Source organism: Ensifer sp., from assembly GCF_035999135.1.
Taxonomy (GTDB): Bacteria; Pseudomonadota; Alphaproteobacteria; order Rhizobiales; family Rhizobiaceae; genus Ensifer.
The window spans coordinates 50,049-69,071 of sequence record NZ_DASYGZ010000049.1 but is presented as its reverse complement, the minus strand read 5'-3'; the positions used below and the strand labels follow the sequence as shown (position 1 = coordinate 69,071).

Below are 19,023 nucleotides of genomic sequence, written 5' to 3'. Positions count from 1 at the left end.
TCAAGCGAACAACCCTTCGGTCACGGGTCGACGACGGCTACTGTGCCGCGGCCGCGGGCCTTCGTGCCTGTGGGCCGACCCGCATCGCGATGATCGCAACCTCCGCGATGGCAACAGCACTATTGGGCGAGATAGCCGCCATCGATGTTCAGCTCGATCCCCGTCACGTAGCTGGCCTCATCGGAGGCGAGATAAAGACAGCCATAGGCGATCTCCAGAGGCTTGCCACCGCGCTTCATCGGCGTCATCGCGATAACCGCTTCGTTGAGCTTGGGCTCCTGCGCATCCGTGAGCGGTGTGTGTATGAAGCCCGGGTGCACGGAGTTCACACGGATGCCGTCTGCGACGTAGGTCATCGCCGCGTTCTTCGACATGTTGCGGACAGCACCTTTGGCGGCATGATAGGAATGGGCACCGGCAACGGCCGCCGTGCCCCAGATCGACGAGATGTTGACGATTGAGCCCGACTGCTGTTTGCGCATGACGCGCACGGCCTCGCGCATGCCGAGGAAAACGCCCGTCTGGTCGACGGCGATCATTTGCAGCCACTCCTTCATCTCAAGCTTGTCCAAGGGTTCGTAGGCAATGATGCCGGCATTGTTGATCAGGACGTCCAGACGCCCATGCTTCTTGACGATCGCGCCAACCACCGTTGCCCATTGCTCTTCACTGGTGACATCATGGTGCACCCGTTCGATGGAGCTCGGATAGGGCTTGGGCGGCGGTTCGATATCGCTGGCCACGACAATGGCCCCTTCTCGGTCGAACAGCTCCGCCGTGGCGAGGCCGATACCGCCGGCGGCGCCCGTGACCAATGCCACTTTGCCCTGAAGTCTCATGGCGGAACCCCTTTTCGGTCTTGTGTTGCCGCGCGCAAGACGGCGGCTCTCTTCGCGTCGTTCCGCTAATTTCCGGCCGGCGCCAGCACCTGCATTCGCGTCACGGTCACGCCTCCATCGGCAAGGTCCGGCAACTTGGCAAACCACTCCTGTACATAGGGCATGGCGTTGTGCGCCTCGAAGTCGGCCTCATTGGCGAAAATCTCGTAGAAGACGAAGTGGCCGGGTTTCTCCCTGTTTTCCTGGAGGAAATAGACGAGGTTCGCGGGATCACCGCGGACAAGGTCGACCAGGGGCAACGTGATGGCGCGCAGTTCCGCTTCCTTGCCGGGCTTTGCCCGGACTTCGGCAACGATCGAATAGGCGCCGCTGGCAATCTTGCCGTAGCCCTGGCCCGGCCCTTCCTGTGCAAGCGCACTTGGGGAGAGGGCCGGTGTTGCAAAGAGGCCCACGAGCAGGACAGCCGAAGCTTGTAGTCGCATTGTCTTGAGCATGTCGCTTCTCCTTTTACCGGCAGCAGAAAGGTCGCCCGACGGCCAATAAGGGCTGTTGGCACACAGTTTCGATGCTGATGCCTGACGCGGCTACTTGGCGCTCGCGGGTTGCAGATGTGCCGCCAACGCGTCGGAGAACCGCTTCTTCACAGGGCCAAGGGCCTTGACGAATTCGAGTTGCTCTCCCTCGGGACCCTTACAGTAGATCAATTCCCAGCCGTCCGACGGGGCAACGGTCACCTTGTTGGTATTGGTGTCCATCGGGGCTGCCTTGCGCTCCTCTTCCGTCGAGACCCGGATGATGCGATTTGCCCGCACCTGGGTCATTCCGCGGCGTGCGGACTCCGCCTCGAGATCGGCGATGAACTGATTGAAGTCGACGTCGTCGCGGACGTGGAAGCAGATGTGCATCATGCGCGGGAAGGCCGGGCTCATGTGCTCGACCGGCTCGGCGAAGGCTTTGGGTCCGCCCATGGGTTGGTCGGCGTCGCGGTACTGCAGGAGTTCGATCACGACGTTATCGAACTGGATGAAACGCACATCGAGCCGTTGTGCCCCGCCCCTGAGGTCCGGCACGCCCATCGTTCGCGGATTGACACCAAGATGGTTGGCCAGGATTTCCTGGTCGGCAAGCAAGGTGTTCTGGACAGCGTCACCTTGGAAGTCACCGTGGCGAAAGACCTCTGTCCCGCCAAGAACACCGGTGTAGAACTCATAGGCGCGCTCCATGTCCTGAACTGTCAGGCCGAAATGCTGAACACCTTGCAGCCGGCCACCCAGTGAATTTGGGTCGCGGGCTGGCGCAGGCGTTTCCTGTGCGGATGAGGTTGGGGCCGAAAGGGCGGCAGCGATCCCGCCGATCGCAACGCCTCCGGCGGCGCGCAAAATGGTACGGCGGTCAGGGTCACCCAAATGGGTGGCTGGCTTTTGCTCGTGAGACATGGCTGCTTCCTATCGGTCAGGTGGTGACTGGCGCGATGTTAGCGCCGGAGCGTTTGCCGGGCGCGTTAAGTTCGGTGAATTCTGGTGAATCGGCTCGCCCGGCGCGTCGCCACCGCTCTGCGAAACTGGGGCGTCGTTGGGAAATGGACACGACAATTGGCTTGGCCCGGCGCATAGCAATCGTGCTGGGTGCAGGTGCCGGCATGTATCTCAGCATCGGCATCGTGCTGATTTACGGTTTTAGCGTCTTCATTGTGCCGATCGCCGAGGATACCGGCTGGGACCGAACCGTCGTGGCCGCCGTTGTCGCACCGATCGCCGTTGTAAACGGCCTGATGTCGCCCGTGGTGGGAGCTCTGACGGATCGCTTCGGTCCGCGCCGGGTGCTCACGGTATCTTCCGTGTCGATGGCGACCGGATTGATCTGCGTGGGCGTCCTGTCACAGAACCTCACCGCGTTCATCGTGGCTGTCGCCATCGCGAGCCTCATGGGGGCTGCGCAGACCGGCGTGCCCTACACCTATTTGGTGGTCGGATGGTTCTCGGCCCGGAGGGGGCTCGCGCTCGGGATCATGCTTTCCTTTGTAGGGCTTGGGATCGCGACCGTTCCTCCCTTCCTGGCGTTTCTCATCTCGCAATGGGGCTGGCGCCTTGCCTTCGTGGCCGCCGGCCTTGCTTCGATGGCAATTACCCTCCCGGTTGCGCTGTTTGCTGTTCGCGACCCGCCCGTGGTTCAGGAGGGCGATCGCGTGCGGGTGGAAGGATGTACCATCCCTCAAGCGGCGAGGACGGCAAGCTTCTGGCTGATGCTCGCGGCATTCTTTCTCAACTATTTCGCCGCTGCAGCCGGGTCCATTTCCCTTCCTGTGGTACTGGCGGATCGTGGCGCGGATGCCGCAAGATCTGCATTGGTTATGAGCTTCGTCGGTTTGTCATTTATCGTCATGCGTCTTGGCTTCGGGGCGCTGCTCGATCGGTTTCCCCCGGTCCCCCTGACCAGCCTGGCTTTTCTGTCGCCCGTTGTGGGTCATTGCATCCTGCTGAGCTCCGAGGGCGTGATGCCTGTCTATGTCAGCGCTGTCTTTTTTGGCCTTGCCACCGGAGCAGAGGGCGATGCGATCGGCTACCTGCTATCGAAGCGCTTCGGCATGAGAAGCTTCGGCAAGCTCTTCGGCATCAACTACATGGGATTGACGATGGGCGCCGGTCTTGGCCCGGCTAGCCTGCACATCATGGCCTCAGACGGCACACGCTACGCCGAGACCTTCATGATCTTTGCCGGCATTGCAGTCATCGCGCCGATCCTTCTGATGCTGGATGGCCGCACGCGTTTACTTGAACGCTAGGAAAACGGTTGCGCGGCCCCGCTGCGCCGCGCGCGGCGGGAACCGGCGGCACTTTTCTTGCCGGGGTCCCCGACGGCATCGAGTACGGCGCGCGCCTTGAGTAGATCGCGCGTCGTGAATCCTTCGCCAAACCGTTGAAAAATCGGCGCGAGCAGCGCTGCGGCGCTTTCACCTTTTTCCGAGCGGAGCCAATGTTCGGCAAGCGAAGTTGCTCCACGCAACTCCCAGGACAACGCACCGTGGCGGTGCGCGAGTTCGATTGCCTGCATGTAGAGAGCTTCTGCGTCCGCCGAAAGCCGTTCCTCCTTGAGGGAGAGATCCGCCTTGATACGGAGCAGTTCCGGAACGCACCAGACTTCGCCGGTCGATGCCGCAAGCGCGATCGCCTCGTCGATTGCAACCAGCCCCACATCAATGTCGCCGTGCTCCCCGAGCCCTGCCGCGTAGACGCCCATATAGAACGGGCAACGCATGCGGAAGCCTACGGCAAGAAGCTCGTCGAGCGCGGTTTTCAAGATGGTCAGGCCCGAAGCATCCCCGATCTGCAGGAGCCATTCGCCGCGCAGGGAACGGGCCATGGCACTCCAGATCATCATAGCGTGCTCGGCCACATGCGCTTGGATGCCGACGAGCATGCGGTCAGCGGCCGTAATATCGCCCGTCAGCATTGCGATGGGGCATGTCGTGTGAACGACTGCATTGCAGAGCGCGAGGGCGTGGTGCGCGGCCCGTGCCTCTTCCAGCTGACGCTGCGCCATGGCTACTGCCTTGTCGGGCTGTCCCTGCAGCCACAACACGTTTGCAAGGGTTCCCCTTGCCGCAGATCTCGGATCAAGCTGGAAACGGGCGATATCGGAGCGGGTCACGGGAGGCACATACCTGGCAATCATGCGTTCGAGGTGGCGTCGCGAACCTGCAAGGTCTCCCAGATAGCGCAGCGCGGTGCCGGTCTGCCGGTCGACATTGTTGCATGCGTCCACATCCCTGCAGTCGGTTGCCAGCCGTCGTATTCTGTCGGCGATCGCCAGCGCGGATTGATGCTCGCCGGTCCAGGTGAAGTAGTCGCACAATCCCCAGAGACACCGAAGCATGTATTCCGTGTCGCCAAGCGCTTCGGCACAGCCCAGCGCGGCGTTCCAGGCGGTTCTGACTTCGGGGAGCGGGCCGCGCGTATGAAGCAGGGTGGTACCAAGCGCCAGATGCAGCTTCATGTCGTCGCGGGCACTACGGTACTTGGCGAAGGACGCATTGATGGCACCCTCGACCCTCATCCGGCACTCGTCGACGAGGGACAAATGCTCCCAGAACGGGATTGCAGCGACTGTAAGCGCAATGCCCATGGCGATGCTGCGGCTGTCGAAGAACGCCCAGTTCAGGGCGCTGCGAATGTCGTCGACCTTGCATCCATACTCGGCGAGCCATTGGTTGGTCGGTCTGATCCTCCATTCCGCTTCGGCGCGTTCGGCAAGTTCGAGGAGATGTTCGGCGTGGCGGCGGCGCAGGTGATCGTGCTCGCCGCTCTCGTCGAGTTTCTGGCGGGCATATCTGCGGGTCGTATCGAGTAGCCTGTAGTGTGTCCCGAGATCTCCCCGCTCGGTCGAGACGAGCGACTTGGCAACGAGGTTTGCGACACGGTGGGTACAGTCGGCGCGAAGGCGGCCGTCGTCGACCGCGACGGCGCAGGCCGACTCGAGGCTGAATGCGCCGGAAAAAATCGAGAGGCGCCGCAAGAGCCCTCGCTCTGGCTCGGCGAGAAGGCCGTAGCTCCAGTCCAGTGTCGCTGCCAGCGTCTGGTGGCGGTGGTCACCGCACCGCATATTGCCCAACATCTGGGCTTGATCGGTGAGAAGGTCGAGGAGTTCACGCGTGCTAAACGCGTCCAGCCGCGGTACGGCGAGTTCGATCGCCAGGGCCAGCCCGTCGAGGCGTCGGCAGATTTCGGCCACAATGGGTGCGTTTTCGTCGATAAGAACGAACCCGCTGCGACTGCTGATAGCGCGCTCCACGAAGAGCTCGATGGCGGGGAACGCCAGGGCCTCGGCTGCCGTCAGTCCGCACGCTTTCTGAGGCGTTTCGAGTGGCGGTAGACGATACACATGTTCACCGGGAATTCGCATCGGTTCGCGGCTCGTGGCCAGTACTCGGACCCTGGCTGCAGCCGCCAGCAGTGTCTGGGTGCACGTCGCTACGGCTTCTACGAGATGCTCACAATTATCAAGCACAAGCAGCAATTCTCGATCGGTCGCAAAAGCGATCAGCGCGGCTTCGATGCTCGCGGAATGCAGTCTAAGGCCGATAGCTGTGGCGATCGACGTCGGCACGAGGGCAGCATCGCTCACCATAGCCAGGTCAACAAACCAGACGCCGTGGGCATAGGCCGGAGTGAGTTGGTCCGCGACGGTGAGTGTCAACTTCGTCTTGCCGATGCCACCGGGGCCGACGATCGTCACAAGGCGGTGCTTCGTAAGGGCGCTCTGGATCGCACCCACGGCATCGCCTCGTCCCAGTAAGCGGGTCGTTGCCGCCGGCAGATTGTGCTGCCGGATGCTCTCGGGTCTCACGACAGGCCGGATATCCCCATAGCCCGACGCGTGCACGGGCGACACGAAGCGATAGCCGCGACCGCTGACCGTCGCGATGTACCGTGTGTCGTTCGCACTGTCGCCAAGTGCTCGACGGAGCGCAGCCACATTTACCTTGAGGTTGCTGTCCTCGACGAAGGTACGCGGCCAGGCACGCGCAACAAGCTCTGCCTTGCTTACGACTTCACCGGGGCGCTCAACCAACGCGGCCAGGATTTCCAACGCACGGCTACCCACGCGAACGACCGTCTGATCTCGCAGAAGCGCCTGACGCTCCGGAACAAGGACGAACGGACCAAAGGCATAGGACGGCACGATCGAAGCTCCAGGTGCAGACGGACAATCTACCTTGTCAGTAACGACGGATTTCACATGGCTCGCTGGTGTTTTCGAATAGTAACTGCTGTCATGCGTCCAACAAAGCGAAGATGGATTTCGATCCGAGCATTGATCTACACTCTAAGGGCGGAGTGAGACGGCTCGTGCCGCACGGGAAACCGAGCAGCCACTATCGCGCCGCATAACGATCGGACACTGTTTCGAAACTGACCGTCCGTTCGAGCTGCCAGGGCCCACCCAGATACTGCCAGAGATCCAGCCCTTCCAGCGTCACCGGCCGCGGCTTGAAGTCGAATGTCAGTTGCTGATGCAAACTATCTGCGGCTGATCGCGAAACCTTGTTTTGCACGGTGATATGGGGCTGCCAGCGCTGCAAATCCTGACCGCCGAGCCATGGCATGAAAGTGGATCTCAGGTCTCCATAAAGCTGGTCGAGCGCAGGGCTGCTGATCGTGAACGCAACGCCTGCGCCGAGATGGCGCACACCGGCAACCTCCGCTCGGATTTGGCCACGCCTCTCGGCCGCCGCCAGCAACGCTTCGACGATCCGCTCGCAGTATTCGCCCGGCAGCCGATGAAACATCGTCAGGTGTGCCCCAAGAAAGTTTCGGTCCGGGGGAAAATGTGCCGTCCGAAGGCGATTGAACGGTTCAAGGTCTGCCTTCGCAATCCGGGCGGTGAGGATAAGCGGCTTGCGGGTCTTCAATGCAAAATCCTGTCGATGCGAGGAACGTACATTATGGGCAGATGTGCAAACCAGCCTGCCCAGCGAGCGCTCTTCATGTGATGTCGGCTACATCGGCACTGCCCATCGTTCGGCGCCAGGGCCCCTTTCATACCAAGGTTTGCTGCACTGGCTCGAGGGCGGATGCTGGCGTGCGCGAGTTTACTCGAGCGCTCATTTTGAGGCCACTTGGAGGGACGGCCCATAGACGATCACCTGGTTGCGTCCATTTTTCTTTGCCTCGTAGAGGGCTTCGTCCGCCTGCCGCTGCAAGCCTTCTGAAGATACGGTCGCACCGCCTTGGTCCAGCACTGCCGGTCCGATGCTCACTGTGACATAGGCGCCAACGCTTGACCTCGGATTTGGCAATGACGCGGCCTCAACGCGACGTCGAATTCGCTCCGCCACCGACACGGCATCCTCCTGATTGGCGTCGCGAAGAAGGATGAGAAATTCTTCGCCGCCATAACGCGCGACCTGGTCGCGATCGTCACGCGAGCTGCTCTGGATAATGCCGGAGACCTTTACCAGGCAGCGATCGCCCTCGGCGTGGCCGAGGCTGTCGTTGAGCTGTTTGAAGTGGTCTATATCGCACATCAGAATTGCGGCACCCTGGCTTTGCGCGATCTCGTCGCTCCATACGCGACTGAGCGTTTCCATCATCCAGCGCCGGTTCGCGATACCGGTGAGCGGGTCCGTTCGGGCAAGCAGCTCGAGCCGTGAATTTGCGTCCGTCAGCTCGGTGAGGCGAGACCGATCGCGCAGTTCGAGCAGGAAGGTCTTGTGCGCAAGGATGCCTGCAGTCCTGCGCGCAACAACGGTTGCGACCACGCCGCTTGCGAAAAAGAGCGCACCTGCCAGAGCGTTCTCAGTGGTGATTGCGGGGTTTTGCATCTGGAAGACAAGATAGAGCCCAAGCGCGAAGACGGCGATTGCAATCGACCACTCGAGCGGGACGGGAAATATGATGATCGCGGTGACCGCGACAAAAAGCATGATCGTCAGGTGTCGCTCATAGTATTCGCCACCCGTGTTGACGCCGACCAGGGCGACCGAAAGCAGGATCAGGAACACGCCTGCGTGGAGCGCAATACCTTCCAGCCAGATCCCGCGCGGCTTCAGGAACACGATCGCCGTGACGATTGCGGCAGGCGGCAGGAGGGACGCCGGCAGAAGCATGGACCTGACGGTCTCGCTCGGCAGCAAGCCCGCATTGACGGCAAGGGTCAGGAGATCGAGCACGACCACCCAGATCATCCAGGCGCGGATGATCTTCGACGCCTGCGGCCATGAGCGCGCACGGAAGCGCCGGGCAAGTTCCGCGTTCAAGCGAATGTCGCGTGTGCGTCCCGCAAGAAGGCGATCGACTTCGTTGACGACCGTCGGGGGCAAACGTTGGGAGGCTGTTCGCGCCGAAAGCTCGCTTGCGCGTGAAACGCCTGATGCTCGTCTCGTATCCATGCTCTGGCCATCTAGGGGAGGGATGCACAATGGCAAGAATGTGCGGCATGACAGTGACGGGCGTTACCGACTTGGCTTAATGAGCCCTACGGCTGCGTCTCGACTTGATACATGGTGTCGGACTAGCCGCTGGCACCGCTCTTATCTGAACCACTGCGCTCACCGCCTCGAGCACCCTTTCAGGGCGACGAACAAGCGGCAATTCATGCCGTAGACGAAGGTCGGACTGCGTTTCACCACCGGCCATAAGGCGACAGCCCGCATAGGTACGGTGCGAACGCGCGGTGTCGGCCACTAATAGCCGTAGATTTCAATGGGTGCTGGTTATCGGTTCGATGGTATCCTGTCCTCCAAAGCCGATCTGCAAATACCTCATGCGGTTCCATAGTCGACCTCTCTCTTCGGTGTAGCACGCTCGTCGTTGGCCTAACCGACCCGAGCCTGGAGGTACTGCCATGAACGAGATCACAGGCAAGATTACACATAAGGAAAGCGGCCTCGGCGTACCGGATCTGCTCGTGGTCGTCTATGATCTCGATCCCGACACGCGGCCCGAGGAATTGGCACTCGACGGTGCCTCGTTTACCGGCGTTGAACGGACGGCCGGCTCGGCAGGGCTGTCGGCGCTTGGCGATCGCATCTGTTCCGTCGCGACGAATGCTGCCGGCGAATTCGGGTACAAGTTCGAAGATGCCGAATTCAGGATTCGGGATGAACAGGAGAAACGGCCGGACCTTTTGCTCATGGTGGTGGCGCCGGAGGAAACCGGCCAGGATCCGAACGCCCGTATTCTTCATTTCTCCCTGGCCGTACGCCAGAATGCGGGGCGCTTCGAGACGTTCCTGATCCGCCTTTCCTCTGATCAGTTGACAAAGGCCGGTATCCCGCTGCCGACCCTGAAGCTCACGGACAACGAGCCGTCCGAAAGTGTTCTCGTCAGGCTGGCTGCCCTCGAAGGGCGACGCGAGGCTATGCGCTCAGGCTTGGCGGATCTGACGCGAAAGCAATTGGAATTAGACGCGGCGCGACTTGAGGTCTTCCATAACGACGTCAAGCCGCAGTTGATCAAAGATCTCTCTTCCGTGACCGAAAACCTGGTGAACCCTGAACGGCTGGTTCTGCCAGGTCAGAGCGTTCTCGACAAAAGCGTTGCCGTGATGGCGGATGCGATCAGGACCGTCGTCAACGACCCGGCCGCCCGGGCGCCGCGCCGCGGTTTTGTCAGCCTGTCCGATGACCAGAGGCAAGAGCTCGAGCCGTTTCGCGACGCGGACGGCTTCATTGATGAGATGGATATGGCGAAGGTTCTGGGACCTTCACCGTCGGTCGATACCCAGAACGGAAACGCGGCCCTGATCCGAGAAGACCCTCTGGTCAAGGTTTGTCGCGACTTGTCGCAAAGGCAAAGGCGAGCCGCTGCGCTTTTGAACGTTGCAACGAGTAGTTCAGATGAGGGCACAGGCGACGACGCGGACGGGACCGGTGCGATTATCCCGGACGACGACGAGATCACCAAAAGCGATATAAAGCGGCACCTGTCGCATCTGATGAGCACCTTGACCTCCCCGGAGGAGCAGGTGGTCAACGGCCTCACGCCCCGATCGGACAAGATCGAAGTCGAGAGGCAGATAAAACAGCTGTCGCTGGAACGAAGCCCGGCGGACACGCCTGCCTATTTCGATTTTCACAATCTTCAGATTGCGTTCGAGCATGTCTGGCAGGAGGTGATCGATCAGAAAGTGGTCGATCTCGCCGAAGATGCCTTCGACAGGATCGTCGCCTTGGGCGCGGATCCAGGCGCGTTCAATTTCACAGGCAATGTCGGCCGCGGCTTCGTGAAGTTGGGCAGGCGCGTCGCCAGAACGGTCAGGGACCATCGTGACGGCGCTGATGGCGGCGATAGTTCGAGCTGGTCGGGTGGCACGAGGGTCACCGACACGTCGTGGGGCGATGCCCGTGACCATCGCCTTGGATCAATCGGGGTGGCCGACGAACTGCCCCAGGTTCTCCAGGACCTGGAGCAGAGGATAAAGGAGCCTTTCAATTTTACGATTTACGCCGCGAACCAGAAGGAGCGCAGCATCAACTTCGGCATTCTCCTGACCTACAATCAAGAGTGGAGACCGCAGGCGTACCAGGCGGGCGAACTGGTCAGAACCATCACGCTTGCCCCGAAACAGGTCCAGAAAATCAGCGTCACCAGGAAGCTGCACAAAAAGCGCTACCAGAAGGAAGTGGAGAACAATGTTCGGAGCTGGCGCGAGGAAACCACGCTGACGGCGCGTGCCGAAGAGGAGATCGTGCGCCGTGCTTCAGTCAGGACCAACTTCAACCTGACCACCCAGCATACATTCAGCGTCAAGGTCCCAGGACTTGGAAGCACGGACAATACGGTAACGAGCAGCTTTACCCGGGACGCCAGCAAGTCGTCGGATGACATCAAGAAGTCCTTCCACGAAGCCGTCACCAAATCGGCACAGGATTACAAGAATGAGCGTTCCACTGAAGTGGTCACGGAAGAAACCGAGGATCTCGAAACGGTGGAGACGACAGAGATCACCAACCCGAATGACGAGATCGCCGTAACGTTTCTGTTCTACGAGCTGCAACGCCGTTTCCGGGTCATAGAGAGCCTTCACAAGATAACGCCGGTTATTCTCGTCGCTCAGGAAGTGCCAAGGCCAGACGAGATCGATAACGATTGGCTGATGACCTACGACTGGATCCTGCGGCGCGTGCTTCTGGACGATTCGTTTCTCCCGGCTCTGGAATATCTGACCGAGAACATCGCGGGCGACGATGTGGCGCTCGCGCAAATGAAGCTCAGCCTGAAGGCACAGAACGAGAAGACGCAGTCGCTCCGAGCCATCCAGGAACGCCTCCAAATCAGAATGATGGCCCTGAAGGAGTATCTTCGGCTGCTGAAGACGTCGTCATTCCTGGATGAACTCGGCCATCCGTTGTTTTCGGAGTTTCGCAAGGACAAGGCTGCGGTCGAAGATGCCCTCCAGGGCGTCACGGACGATATCAATGACGTTGCCGGGCAGATCGGGAAGGAAACCGAAGCGCTGAATACGCTGGTCAGTGCCTATTCCGAGGCGTTCAGGGAGCATGTCAATCACCTGACCCAAATCGCCAGGCTGCGCATACATGTCAAACAGAACATCCTTTTCTATATGCAAGCTATATGGGGTCATGAGCCCCCGGATCAGCGCTTCTTCCGTCTGCACAACACGAAAACGCCGGTCTTGCGCAAAAGGCGCAAGTCTATCCGTGTCGACTTCAGCGCGCCGCGCGCGGACATGATGGCGGCGATGGCGCACAGGACGCTTCCAAGCTTCGGCCCATCTCCGGTGCGCACATACGAAGTCGAGACGAAGTATGAGCTGCACCCCGATTTCGATCAGCAACTGCACTATGTGGCGCTGTCTCAGGTCGCCGACCTGGAGGGACTTCTCGGGTTCAAGGGCAACTACGCCGTATTCCCATTGAAAGAATCCAATGCTTTGACCGATTTCATGATGGCGCCGTACATCGACCATGCCTTCAATGCCCTGGTGGATCCGGACGATCTCGGCAACTGGTCGCTCGAAGACTTTTCCGATTATGTTTGTTGCCTGCGCGATCAACTGGACGACGCCGAATTCAATCAGATCAAGGACCAGCTCCAGGCGCAGTTCAAGAGGCTGCTGACAGCCAGTCGACGCGCCGACGATATGGTCACGGTCCCGTCGGGGTCGCTGTTTATCGAAGCCCTCCCCGCGACACATTCGCTCATAGAGGAATTCAAGGCCCGTCACCGGGCGGTCGATGTGAAGCGGGCTCAGGCCGAGGTCCGGAAAATCGAGCTGGAGAATGTCCGGTACGCCGCCCGCGTGCTCGGCGGCGAGCTCGAGGATCCGGAGGTCGAGAAGAAAGTCGTCGTGGAAGGTCCGAGCGTCATACTTCCCACGGATGACAATTAGCGCATTTCGGCTGTGCCAAGGGATGGCACTTTGAACACTTGCGCAATTGTGCGTCGGATCGAAGCGACACGTGAAGGGACGGCAATCGGAGGAGCCCGGCGATGGGCGACGAGCTCAACGACAGAATGTGCTCAACTCCGCTCACGGAGGACCGCATGTGCCGTGCTCCGGGAGTGAGCAGGCCGTCGTCGGAACTGGAGAGGTTCAGGCAAGCGCTTCCCGAAGCGGGCAGACTTCATCGAGACGAGCAGCTTCGCGCCTTGCTTCCTTCCCAGCAATTGATTGAGGCAGAGCGGCGTAACCAGGAAGCGGCGTTCAAGAAACTGCTGCTGGATGCCGGCCTTACCAAAAAGGACTTCGAGATCGTCGTTGCCTATGCGCGTGAGCAGTTGGACAGCGGGGTCAACCTGTCCGAACAAGTCCTGGAGGATCGGCTAAGAGCGCTGAACCCGCCTCCGTCTCGTTTCCCCGGAACGATCGACACCCGCGGCTACAATGTGGGCATGATGCCCCGCACGCAGATCACGTTCGACTTCTTCCTCTCGGCTGCACAGGAATGCCTGAAACCTGAAAACTTCATCAACTGCTTTGGTACAGCGCTCAGCCTCGCCCTCGACTTCATGCCGGTGATTGGGAACATCAAGGGTCTCATAGAGGCCTATACGGGACGAGACCTCATAACCGGCGACAAAATTCCGGATTGGGCGCGGTGCCTCAACGTGGCACTGGCCGTGTTGCCTGGAGCCGGTGCCGCGTGGAAAGCAATCCGCGCGGGCCTCAGGGTCGCCCAACGCGGCAGCAAGGCTGCTGTCAAAGCATTACTTCCGATCGCCATGGTGGTTGCCGTCTCGAAGGCGGCCCCCGCTGAAGCGATCCAGATCATCAAGAATGTCGCAAGCCTCAATGAGACTGCCCTGCGAACCGCCGCAAAAGAGGCAGAAAAGGTGGGTAGCGGCGTTCTTTCTGCGAGCAAGGCGCAAGACAAGGCAGTTCAGGAACTGAGCCGTGTTCTTTCAGGCGACCAGATTGCAGACATCCAGAAGGCAATTTCGCAGAAAGCGGCAAAGGTGCAGGACGCCCCGACGATGGCGTCAAGGGCTGCAGGCAGCCCGGCGCCGGCAACGCCGAAGTCCCAGATCCCCAGTATGCCGGGAGCCGTCCCGGGCGCCGGAAGCGGCGGGGAGAGAGCGGGGCGGCGTCCAAAACCCAAGTCGAAGGGAGGTCCAGGTCCGAAAGGCCTGTCGGCAGCCGAGAAAACAAAAGCCTACAAGGAGGTTGGATTCACACGGAGGGAAATGGGACAGGGCGACCAGTACAAGCCCTGGGGCAAATACCAAGTCAAGAAAACCGGAAAGAATTACGAGCAGTCTGCCAAGCTAAAAGACGGCCGCGAGGTCAGGATCGATGATCTGGAGGTAAGCAAAGGCTCACCCGAGACCCTCAACCTCGTCGATTACAAACACTCGAAAGAGGTCACCGAGATCGCCGATATCTTGAAGAAATCGAAGAACCAATATGACGATGTCTTTTTCAAAGAGCTTGAGAAGTCCGGACACTGGCGCGGCTTCGCCGACAAGATCGATCAGTTCTTGCGTCAGGCTCAACTCGTTCTCGAGAATTCAACGAGTTTGGGTCACATCATCATCCGATGCAGCGATAGTCGTACCGCGCACATCTACGAACATATCGTCGGCAACCTCTATGGGAACATCTTCACGAAGATTGGTCGCAAATGGGTCAAGTCGGAAGGCTTGGAGAAGATCGTTGATGCGATCAAGATCGAAATCGTTCCTTGACTGTTCATGCCGCGAGGCAGCTCCCAGGTCAGCTGGGAAGAACGAATATGGTTATTCGGACAACCAGATCAGTGATTGGCTGGCGTCGGGCATTGCCTACTCCGACCAGGCAGTGTGAAAATCAACCGGCGTTCACCCTGGCGGCGTGGCAACTCCATTCCATGCCGCCGGGGTGAGGCGGCAGCTGCCCAGTCGCTGGCGGTGCGTCCATTCGTCTGCATCCGCCCGCCGATCTTGCAGGTGGGACGGCGATCGCATCGATCAAACCGACCGCACGTACTCTAGGCCGATAGGGCCATCTCGCTTTTCAACCAGCCGACAAACGCCTCTATCGCGGGACGTTTCTTCGAGAGCGGATCGAAGGCTGCCCAATACGCTGCTCTCTGTGACCTCACTGACGCTGACAAGGGCCTGACCAGCCGCCCGGCACGAATATGCTCCCGAACAAGAAGGCCGCGCCCCATGGCGACACCCTGACCATCGAGGGCCGCTTGCAACACGATGTTATAGTCAGTCAGTCGGGTCTGTTTGGCTTTCTCCAGCGGAAATCCGGCTGCCTGCGACCACAGCTGCCACTCGAGGCCGCTCTTGGCCTGCAGTATCTCATGGTCGAGAAGATCCAGGTGGGATTGAAACCGGGAGCCGTCTCCGTAAAGCGCGGGGCTCAACACCGGAGACAGATCTTCGTCCGCGAGGTGCAGGCAGGACTGTTTGCTCGCGCCAAAATCGCCAAAACGGATCGCGACATCCGCTTCTCCGCGCCCGACATCGACAATGCGCAGGGTCGGATCCAACTCGAGTTCGATCGCCGGGTGGCTCTTGAGAAACCCGCCAAGTCTGTTGATCAGCCAGTTCGCAGCGAAGGAAGGGAGCAGGCTCACACGCAGGCTGGTCTGCCCGGATCGCGAGCGCACCCTCGCGGTGCCCTCCGACAGCACAGCGAAGGCCTCGTCGACGGTGGCAAGAAACATCGTGCCGGCCTCGGTCAGCTCGATGCTCTTGCTCTTGCGTCGAAAGAGCGGAGTACCGAGAGCACTCTCGAGCTGCTTGATGTGGTGGCTCACCGCGCTTTGCGTAATGAGCAGCTCTTCGCCGGCCAATCGGAAGCTCCCTCGATTTGCCACCACCTGAAAGACCCTGGCCGCGGAGAGGGGTGGGAGGAATGGGGAGCTGCGCAACGTGCCGATGCCTCGCGGATGAATAACGGCTGACATTAACGAATTCGATCACAGGGCGCAAAGCTTTGAATTGGCGGGCTCCTCGGATTTCTTCCATGAAGCAAGAAAGAAAAGGAGAAAGCGATGACGATATCCATCCGCGACAAGCTGGCTGCTCTTGACCTGGAACTCCCCGCACCGACGTCTCCGGCGGCGAACTACATTTCGGTTGTCCGCACGGGCAACCTCCTGTTCATCTCCGGCCAGATCAGCAGGGCGCCGGATGGTGAGATCATTGCAGGCACCCTGGGTGCGGACATCTCTCCCGAGAAGGGGGTGCAAGCGGCGCGTATCGCCGCCCTCAACCTTCTCGGACAGATCGCCGCCCAAACGGACGGTTCGCTGTCGTCGGTCCGTCGCATCGTCAAGCTCGGCGTCTTCGTCGCGGCGACGAGCGCATTCAAGGATCAGTCGAAGATTGCAAACGGTGCCTCCGACCTGATGGTTGCGGTGTTCGGCGAAGCCGGGCAGCACACGAGGGCCGCCATCGGTGTCAGTTCGCTTCCCGCGGGGGCAGCCGTCGAGATCGATGCGGTTGTCGAACTGGAGGAAACCCGGTGCTGAGCGACGCAAAAATCGACAGCCTGCGCAACGACACGCCCGGCTGCGCCGAGCGGAGGCACTTCAATCACGCCGGAGCTTCGCTCCCGCCAAGGCGCGTCACCGAAGCCATTATCGACCACTTGATGCTGGAATCGAGGAGAGGTCCGATGGAAGCTGCCGCATTGGTTGCGGACGAGGTCGCGATGCTTCGTAGCAACGCTGCCAGATTGATCGGTGCCGAGGACGGCGAGGTTGCGTTCGGTGGATCGGGGTCTGCCCTATGGGGGAGCGTGTTCGCCGCCTTACCACCGCTGAGATCGGGCGACCGCATTCTCATTGGCCGACAGGAGTGGGGCGGCAATGTCGCCTCTATGCAGCGTGCGGCAGCCCATGCCGGGGCAAGCATCGAGACCATTCCCTGCAGCGAGGACGGCAGTGTCGATGCGAACGCCCTTTCCGCAATGATCGACGACAAGGTGCGCCTGATCTCGCTGACGTGGCTTCCTGCCAATGGGGGACTGATAAACGACGCCGAAGCCATCGGGCGGGTCGCCAACGCAGCTTGCATCCCGTACTTCGTGGACGCCGGGCAGGCACTTGGTCAGATCCCTGTCGATGTGTCGAGGATCGGTTGCGATGTCCTCAAGGCGGCGGGCAGGAAATACCTGAGAGGGCCGCGCGGAACGGCTCTCGCATATGTTCGCTCCAAGTTCCTTGAGACGCTCAATCCCGCTTTCGTGGATGTGAGCTCCGGCCCTCTCGTGAACGGTAAAGTCGAGCTGAGAAAAGACGCTCGCCTGTTCGAAACCTCCGAAGCGCCCATATCACTGCTCCTGGGGCTCGGCGAGGCGATCGCGCTGGCTTCAGAGTTGGGCGTCGAGGCAATCCAGGCCCGCATCGCCCTCCTCGCAACCCAGCTTCGGAAGGGGTTGAAACGCATTCCGGGGGTCGAGGTCCGCGACCTCGGCGCGAAACAGTCGGGCCTTGTTTCTTTCACCGTGGCGGGAATTCCGGCATCGGTTGTCAGAAGCAGGCTGGCCGAAAAGAGCTTCTCGATCGGTGCAAACGGCGTACCCTACACGCCCTTCGACATGACCGCGCGCGGACTACAGGAAATAGCACGAGCCTCGGTCAGCTACTTCAATACTGCGGGGGAGGTCGATGACCTCGTCGATGCGGTTGAACACATCGCAAAAGAAGCGATCCGATAGAGGGAGGGAACTGCCATGGATCTGGGAATAGGGGGCAAGCGCGCGATCGTCTGCGCGAGCTCGAAAGGGCTGGGCAAAGGCGTGGCGCAGAAGCTTGCGGAGGCTGGCGTGATCGTTACCCTGAACGGTCGTAGCCTTGAAACGCTGGAGTCCAGCGCAAGCGAGATTCGCAAGCTGACAGGTGCCGAGGTCCATGCCGTGGCAGCCGATGTGACGACCGTGGACGGACGGCAGAAGCTTCTGGAAGCGGAACCGAGAGCCGACATCCTCGTCACCAATGCAGGGGGACCGCCGCCTGGGCTATGGTCGGATTGGGAGACGGATGAATGGCTGAGCGCATTGAACGCCAACATGCTGACCCCGATCTTGCTGATGAAGGCGGTTCTGCCCGGGATGATGGATAGGGGCTGGGGGCGCGTGGTCAACATCACCTCCGCGTCGGTAAAGTCACCGATCCCGGAGCTGGGGCTGTCCAATGCGTCGCGCAGCGGGCTGACCGGCTTCGTCGCGGGGACGGCAAGGCAGGTCGCGAAACATGGCGTAACGATCAACAATCTCCTGCCGGGGTCGCATGAGACCGATCGTGTCGCCGTGCTTCTCCAGCGAAGGGTAGAGTTGCAGGGCATCTCCATCGATCAGGCGCGGCAGCAGGCTCATGCGGAAAATCCGACCGGGCGCTTCGGCACGATCGAGGAGTTCGGCGCTGCCGCAGCATTCCTTTGCAGCCAGTACGCGGGCTACATCGTCGGCCAGAACATCCTGCTCGACGGTGGCGCTTTCAGGTCAACGCTTGCATGAATTCCAACGTCTCGCGGCATGCAACGCTTCCGCGACGCCAACCGCAAACGATCCTTACAGAGGTCGTCCCCATGCGGTGTCCAGATGGCAGCCCGTGCGTGGTGTCGACCTGACGATCGGGCTTGGGGTTGCCTGGAACAAGGCGGATCCGACGGCGTCGCGCGACGGCATCATCGGAATTGCCCGGTCGCTGGCGCGACCGGGCAGGTGAGGAATGCACGAAGCGAATTCCCGAAAAGTAGGAGGCGACGCTCAGGCTGACCTGACGTTTTCGGCCTTCGATTTTCCGGTCTTGCGGTCCTGGCCAAGCTCGTAGCTGACCTTCTGGCCGTCGCGCAGTGAGGTTGCGCCGTCGAGGGCCGACACATGGACAAAGACGTCCGGTCCACCGCTATCGGGCGTGATGAAACCAAAACCCTTGTCCTGGTTGAAGAATTTAACAGTGCCGGTTGCCATGGTCGTCCTCGTCAGATGAGTGTTTTTGCGTTTACCGCGGAACCATATCCATCGCGGGCCTTGGCGGCAATCACGCATGTACCAGCCCGGTGATTTTCGACCGCCGAGGCGCGGCGCGCGGAACTGGCTCGGGCGCAGTGCCGTTGCATGCGCCGGCATTTGAGGAACCGTGACTTGCCGGCCTGCGTCGTTCAGCATCGTCATAGAGGAGGCCTGCGGGTGGCCAGAGCCCCCAATATCGTGTGGGCGACAGGCCACAGCCGGAAATGCTAAAGGGAGGTCATTGGGCAGGGGCGCTGACTCAAGAAGG

At 60.6% G+C, this 19,023-nt stretch carries 14 protein-coding genes and 1 pseudogene; 7 read left to right on the top strand and 8 right to left on the bottom strand.

Annotated elements, in window-relative coordinates:
- Window positions 1–119: 119 nt before the first annotated feature.
- From VGO12_RS05310 to VGO12_RS05300, 3 genes are all read right to left on the bottom strand, one after another.
- Complete coding sequence (locus VGO12_RS05310; RefSeq protein WP_327511675.1) at window positions 120–839, bottom strand: SDR family NAD(P)-dependent oxidoreductase; 720 nt, start codon at window positions 837–839, stop codon at window positions 120–122.
- Window positions 840–904: 65 nt separating this feature from the next.
- Window positions 905–1,333 carry a putative quinol monooxygenase gene (locus VGO12_RS05305; RefSeq protein ID WP_327511674.1) on the bottom strand — a complete coding sequence of 143 codons (429 nt, stop codon included), beginning with the start codon at window positions 1,331–1,333 and terminating at the stop codon, window positions 905–907.
- Window positions 1,334–1,423: 90 nt separating this feature from the next.
- On the bottom strand, window positions 1,424–2,275 hold the full coding sequence (locus VGO12_RS05300) for a VOC family protein (protein ID WP_327511673.1): 852 nt from the start codon (window positions 2,273–2,275) through the stop codon (window positions 1,424–1,426).
- A gap of 143 nt (window positions 2,276–2,418) precedes the next feature.
- Here VGO12_RS05300 and VGO12_RS05295 point away from each other — a divergent pair, with 143 nt between their 5' ends.
- Entirely contained in the window at window positions 2,419–3,621 is a 1,203-nt protein-coding gene (locus tag VGO12_RS05295) for an MFS transporter (RefSeq protein ID WP_327511672.1), read from the top strand.
- Here VGO12_RS05295 and VGO12_RS05290 read toward each other — a convergent pair.
- From VGO12_RS05290 to VGO12_RS05280, 3 genes are all read right to left on the bottom strand, one after another.
- Window positions 3,618–6,518, bottom strand: a complete 2,901-nt coding sequence (locus VGO12_RS05290) for an ATP-binding protein (protein ID WP_327511671.1) — start codon at window positions 6,516–6,518, stop codon at window positions 3,618–3,620. The genes VGO12_RS05295 and VGO12_RS05290 overlap by 4 nt on opposite strands.
- A gap of 193 nt (window positions 6,519–6,711) precedes the next feature.
- Window positions 6,712–7,248 (bottom strand): 2'-5' RNA ligase family protein, encoded by a 537-nt coding sequence (locus VGO12_RS05285; protein ID WP_327511670.1) that lies wholly within the window; start codon window positions 7,246–7,248, stop codon window positions 6,712–6,714.
- 192 nt (window positions 7,249–7,440) lie between these two features.
- Window positions 7,441–8,727, bottom strand: coding sequence for a GGDEF domain-containing protein (locus VGO12_RS05280; protein WP_327511669.1), 1,287 nt, complete (start codon window positions 8,725–8,727; stop codon window positions 7,441–7,443).
- Window positions 8,728–9,182: 455 nt separating this feature from the next.
- On the opposite strand from VGO12_RS05280, the gene VGO12_RS05275 reads away from it, so the two are divergent.
- A complete protein-coding gene (locus tag VGO12_RS05275) occupies window positions 9,183–12,692 on the top strand; it encodes a hypothetical protein (protein ID WP_327511668.1) in 3,510 nt (1,169 codons plus the stop codon).
- 101 nt (window positions 12,693–12,793) lie between these two features.
- Entirely contained in the window at window positions 12,794–14,488 is a 1,695-nt protein-coding gene (locus VGO12_RS05270; RefSeq protein ID WP_327511667.1) for a pre-toxin TG domain-containing protein, read from the top strand.
- A 281-nt stretch (window positions 14,489–14,769) separates the two neighbouring features.
- Here the strand turns inward: VGO12_RS05270 and VGO12_RS05265 are convergent, their stop codons facing one another.
- Window positions 14,770–15,702 carry a LysR substrate-binding domain-containing protein gene (locus VGO12_RS05265; RefSeq protein WP_327511666.1) on the bottom strand — a complete coding sequence of 311 codons (933 nt, stop codon included), beginning with the start codon at window positions 15,700–15,702 and terminating at the stop codon, window positions 14,770–14,772.
- An 87-nt stretch (window positions 15,703–15,789) separates the two neighbouring features.
- Here VGO12_RS05265 and VGO12_RS05260 point away from each other — a divergent pair, with 87 nt between their 5' ends.
- From VGO12_RS05260 to VGO12_RS05245, 4 genes and pseudogenes are all read left to right on the top strand, one after another.
- Window positions 15,790–16,269 (top strand): RidA family protein, encoded by a 480-nt coding sequence (locus VGO12_RS05260; RefSeq protein WP_327511665.1) that lies wholly within the window; start codon window positions 15,790–15,792, stop codon window positions 16,267–16,269.
- Window positions 16,263–17,459 carry an aminotransferase class V-fold PLP-dependent enzyme gene (locus tag VGO12_RS05255; protein WP_327511664.1) on the top strand — a complete coding sequence of 399 codons (1,197 nt, stop codon included), beginning with the start codon at window positions 16,263–16,265 and terminating at the stop codon, window positions 17,457–17,459. The genes VGO12_RS05260 and VGO12_RS05255 overlap by 7 nt, the downstream gene beginning before the upstream one ends.
- 15 nt (window positions 17,460–17,474) lie before the next feature.
- Window positions 17,475–18,257, top strand: a complete 783-nt coding sequence (locus VGO12_RS05250; RefSeq protein ID WP_327511663.1) for an SDR family oxidoreductase — start codon at window positions 17,475–17,477, stop codon at window positions 18,255–18,257.
- A 91-nt stretch (window positions 18,258–18,348) separates the two neighbouring features.
- A pseudogene (locus VGO12_RS05245) lies at window positions 18,349–18,468 on the top strand (LysR family transcriptional regulator); the annotation flags it as partial.
- A 41-nt stretch (window positions 18,469–18,509) separates the two neighbouring features.
- Here the strand turns inward: VGO12_RS05245 and VGO12_RS05240 are convergent.
- A complete protein-coding gene (locus tag VGO12_RS05240; protein ID WP_327511687.1) occupies window positions 18,510–18,713 on the bottom strand; it encodes a cold-shock protein in 204 nt (67 codons plus the stop codon).
- Between the last annotated feature and the right edge of the window lie 310 nt (window positions 18,714–19,023).

Coding starts and splice junctions, on each gene's coding strand:
- VGO12_RS05310 (WP_327511675.1), bottom strand. CDS start 839: ATGAGACTTCAGGGCAAAGTGGCATTGGTCACGGGCGCCGCCGGCGGT.
- VGO12_RS05305 (WP_327511674.1), bottom strand. CDS start 1,333: ATGCTCAAGACAATGCGACTACAAGCTTCGGCTGTCCTGCTCGTGGGC.
- VGO12_RS05300 (WP_327511673.1), bottom strand. CDS start 2,275: ATGTCTCACGAGCAAAAGCCAGCCACCCATTTGGGTGACCCTGACCGC.
- VGO12_RS05295 (WP_327511672.1), top strand. CDS start 2,419: ATGGACACGACAATTGGCTTGGCCCGGCGCATAGCAATCGTGCTGGGT.
- VGO12_RS05280 (WP_327511669.1), bottom strand. CDS start 8,727: ATGGATACGAGACGAGCATCAGGCGTTTCACGCGCAAGCGAGCTTTCG.
- VGO12_RS05275 (WP_327511668.1), top strand. CDS start 9,183: ATGAACGAGATCACAGGCAAGATTACACATAAGGAAAGCGGCCTCGGC.
- VGO12_RS05270 (WP_327511667.1), top strand. CDS start 12,794: ATGGGCGACGAGCTCAACGACAGAATGTGCTCAACTCCGCTCACGGAG.
- VGO12_RS05265 (WP_327511666.1), bottom strand. CDS start 15,702: ATGTCAGCCGTTATTCATCCGCGAGGCATCGGCACGTTGCGCAGCTCC.
- VGO12_RS05260 (WP_327511665.1), top strand. CDS start 15,790: ATGACGATATCCATCCGCGACAAGCTGGCTGCTCTTGACCTGGAACTC.
- VGO12_RS05250 (WP_327511663.1), top strand. CDS start 17,475: ATGGATCTGGGAATAGGGGGCAAGCGCGCGATCGTCTGCGCGAGCTCG.
- VGO12_RS05240 (WP_327511687.1), bottom strand. CDS start 18,713: ATGGCAACCGGCACTGTTAAATTCTTCAACCAGGACAAGGGTTTTGGT.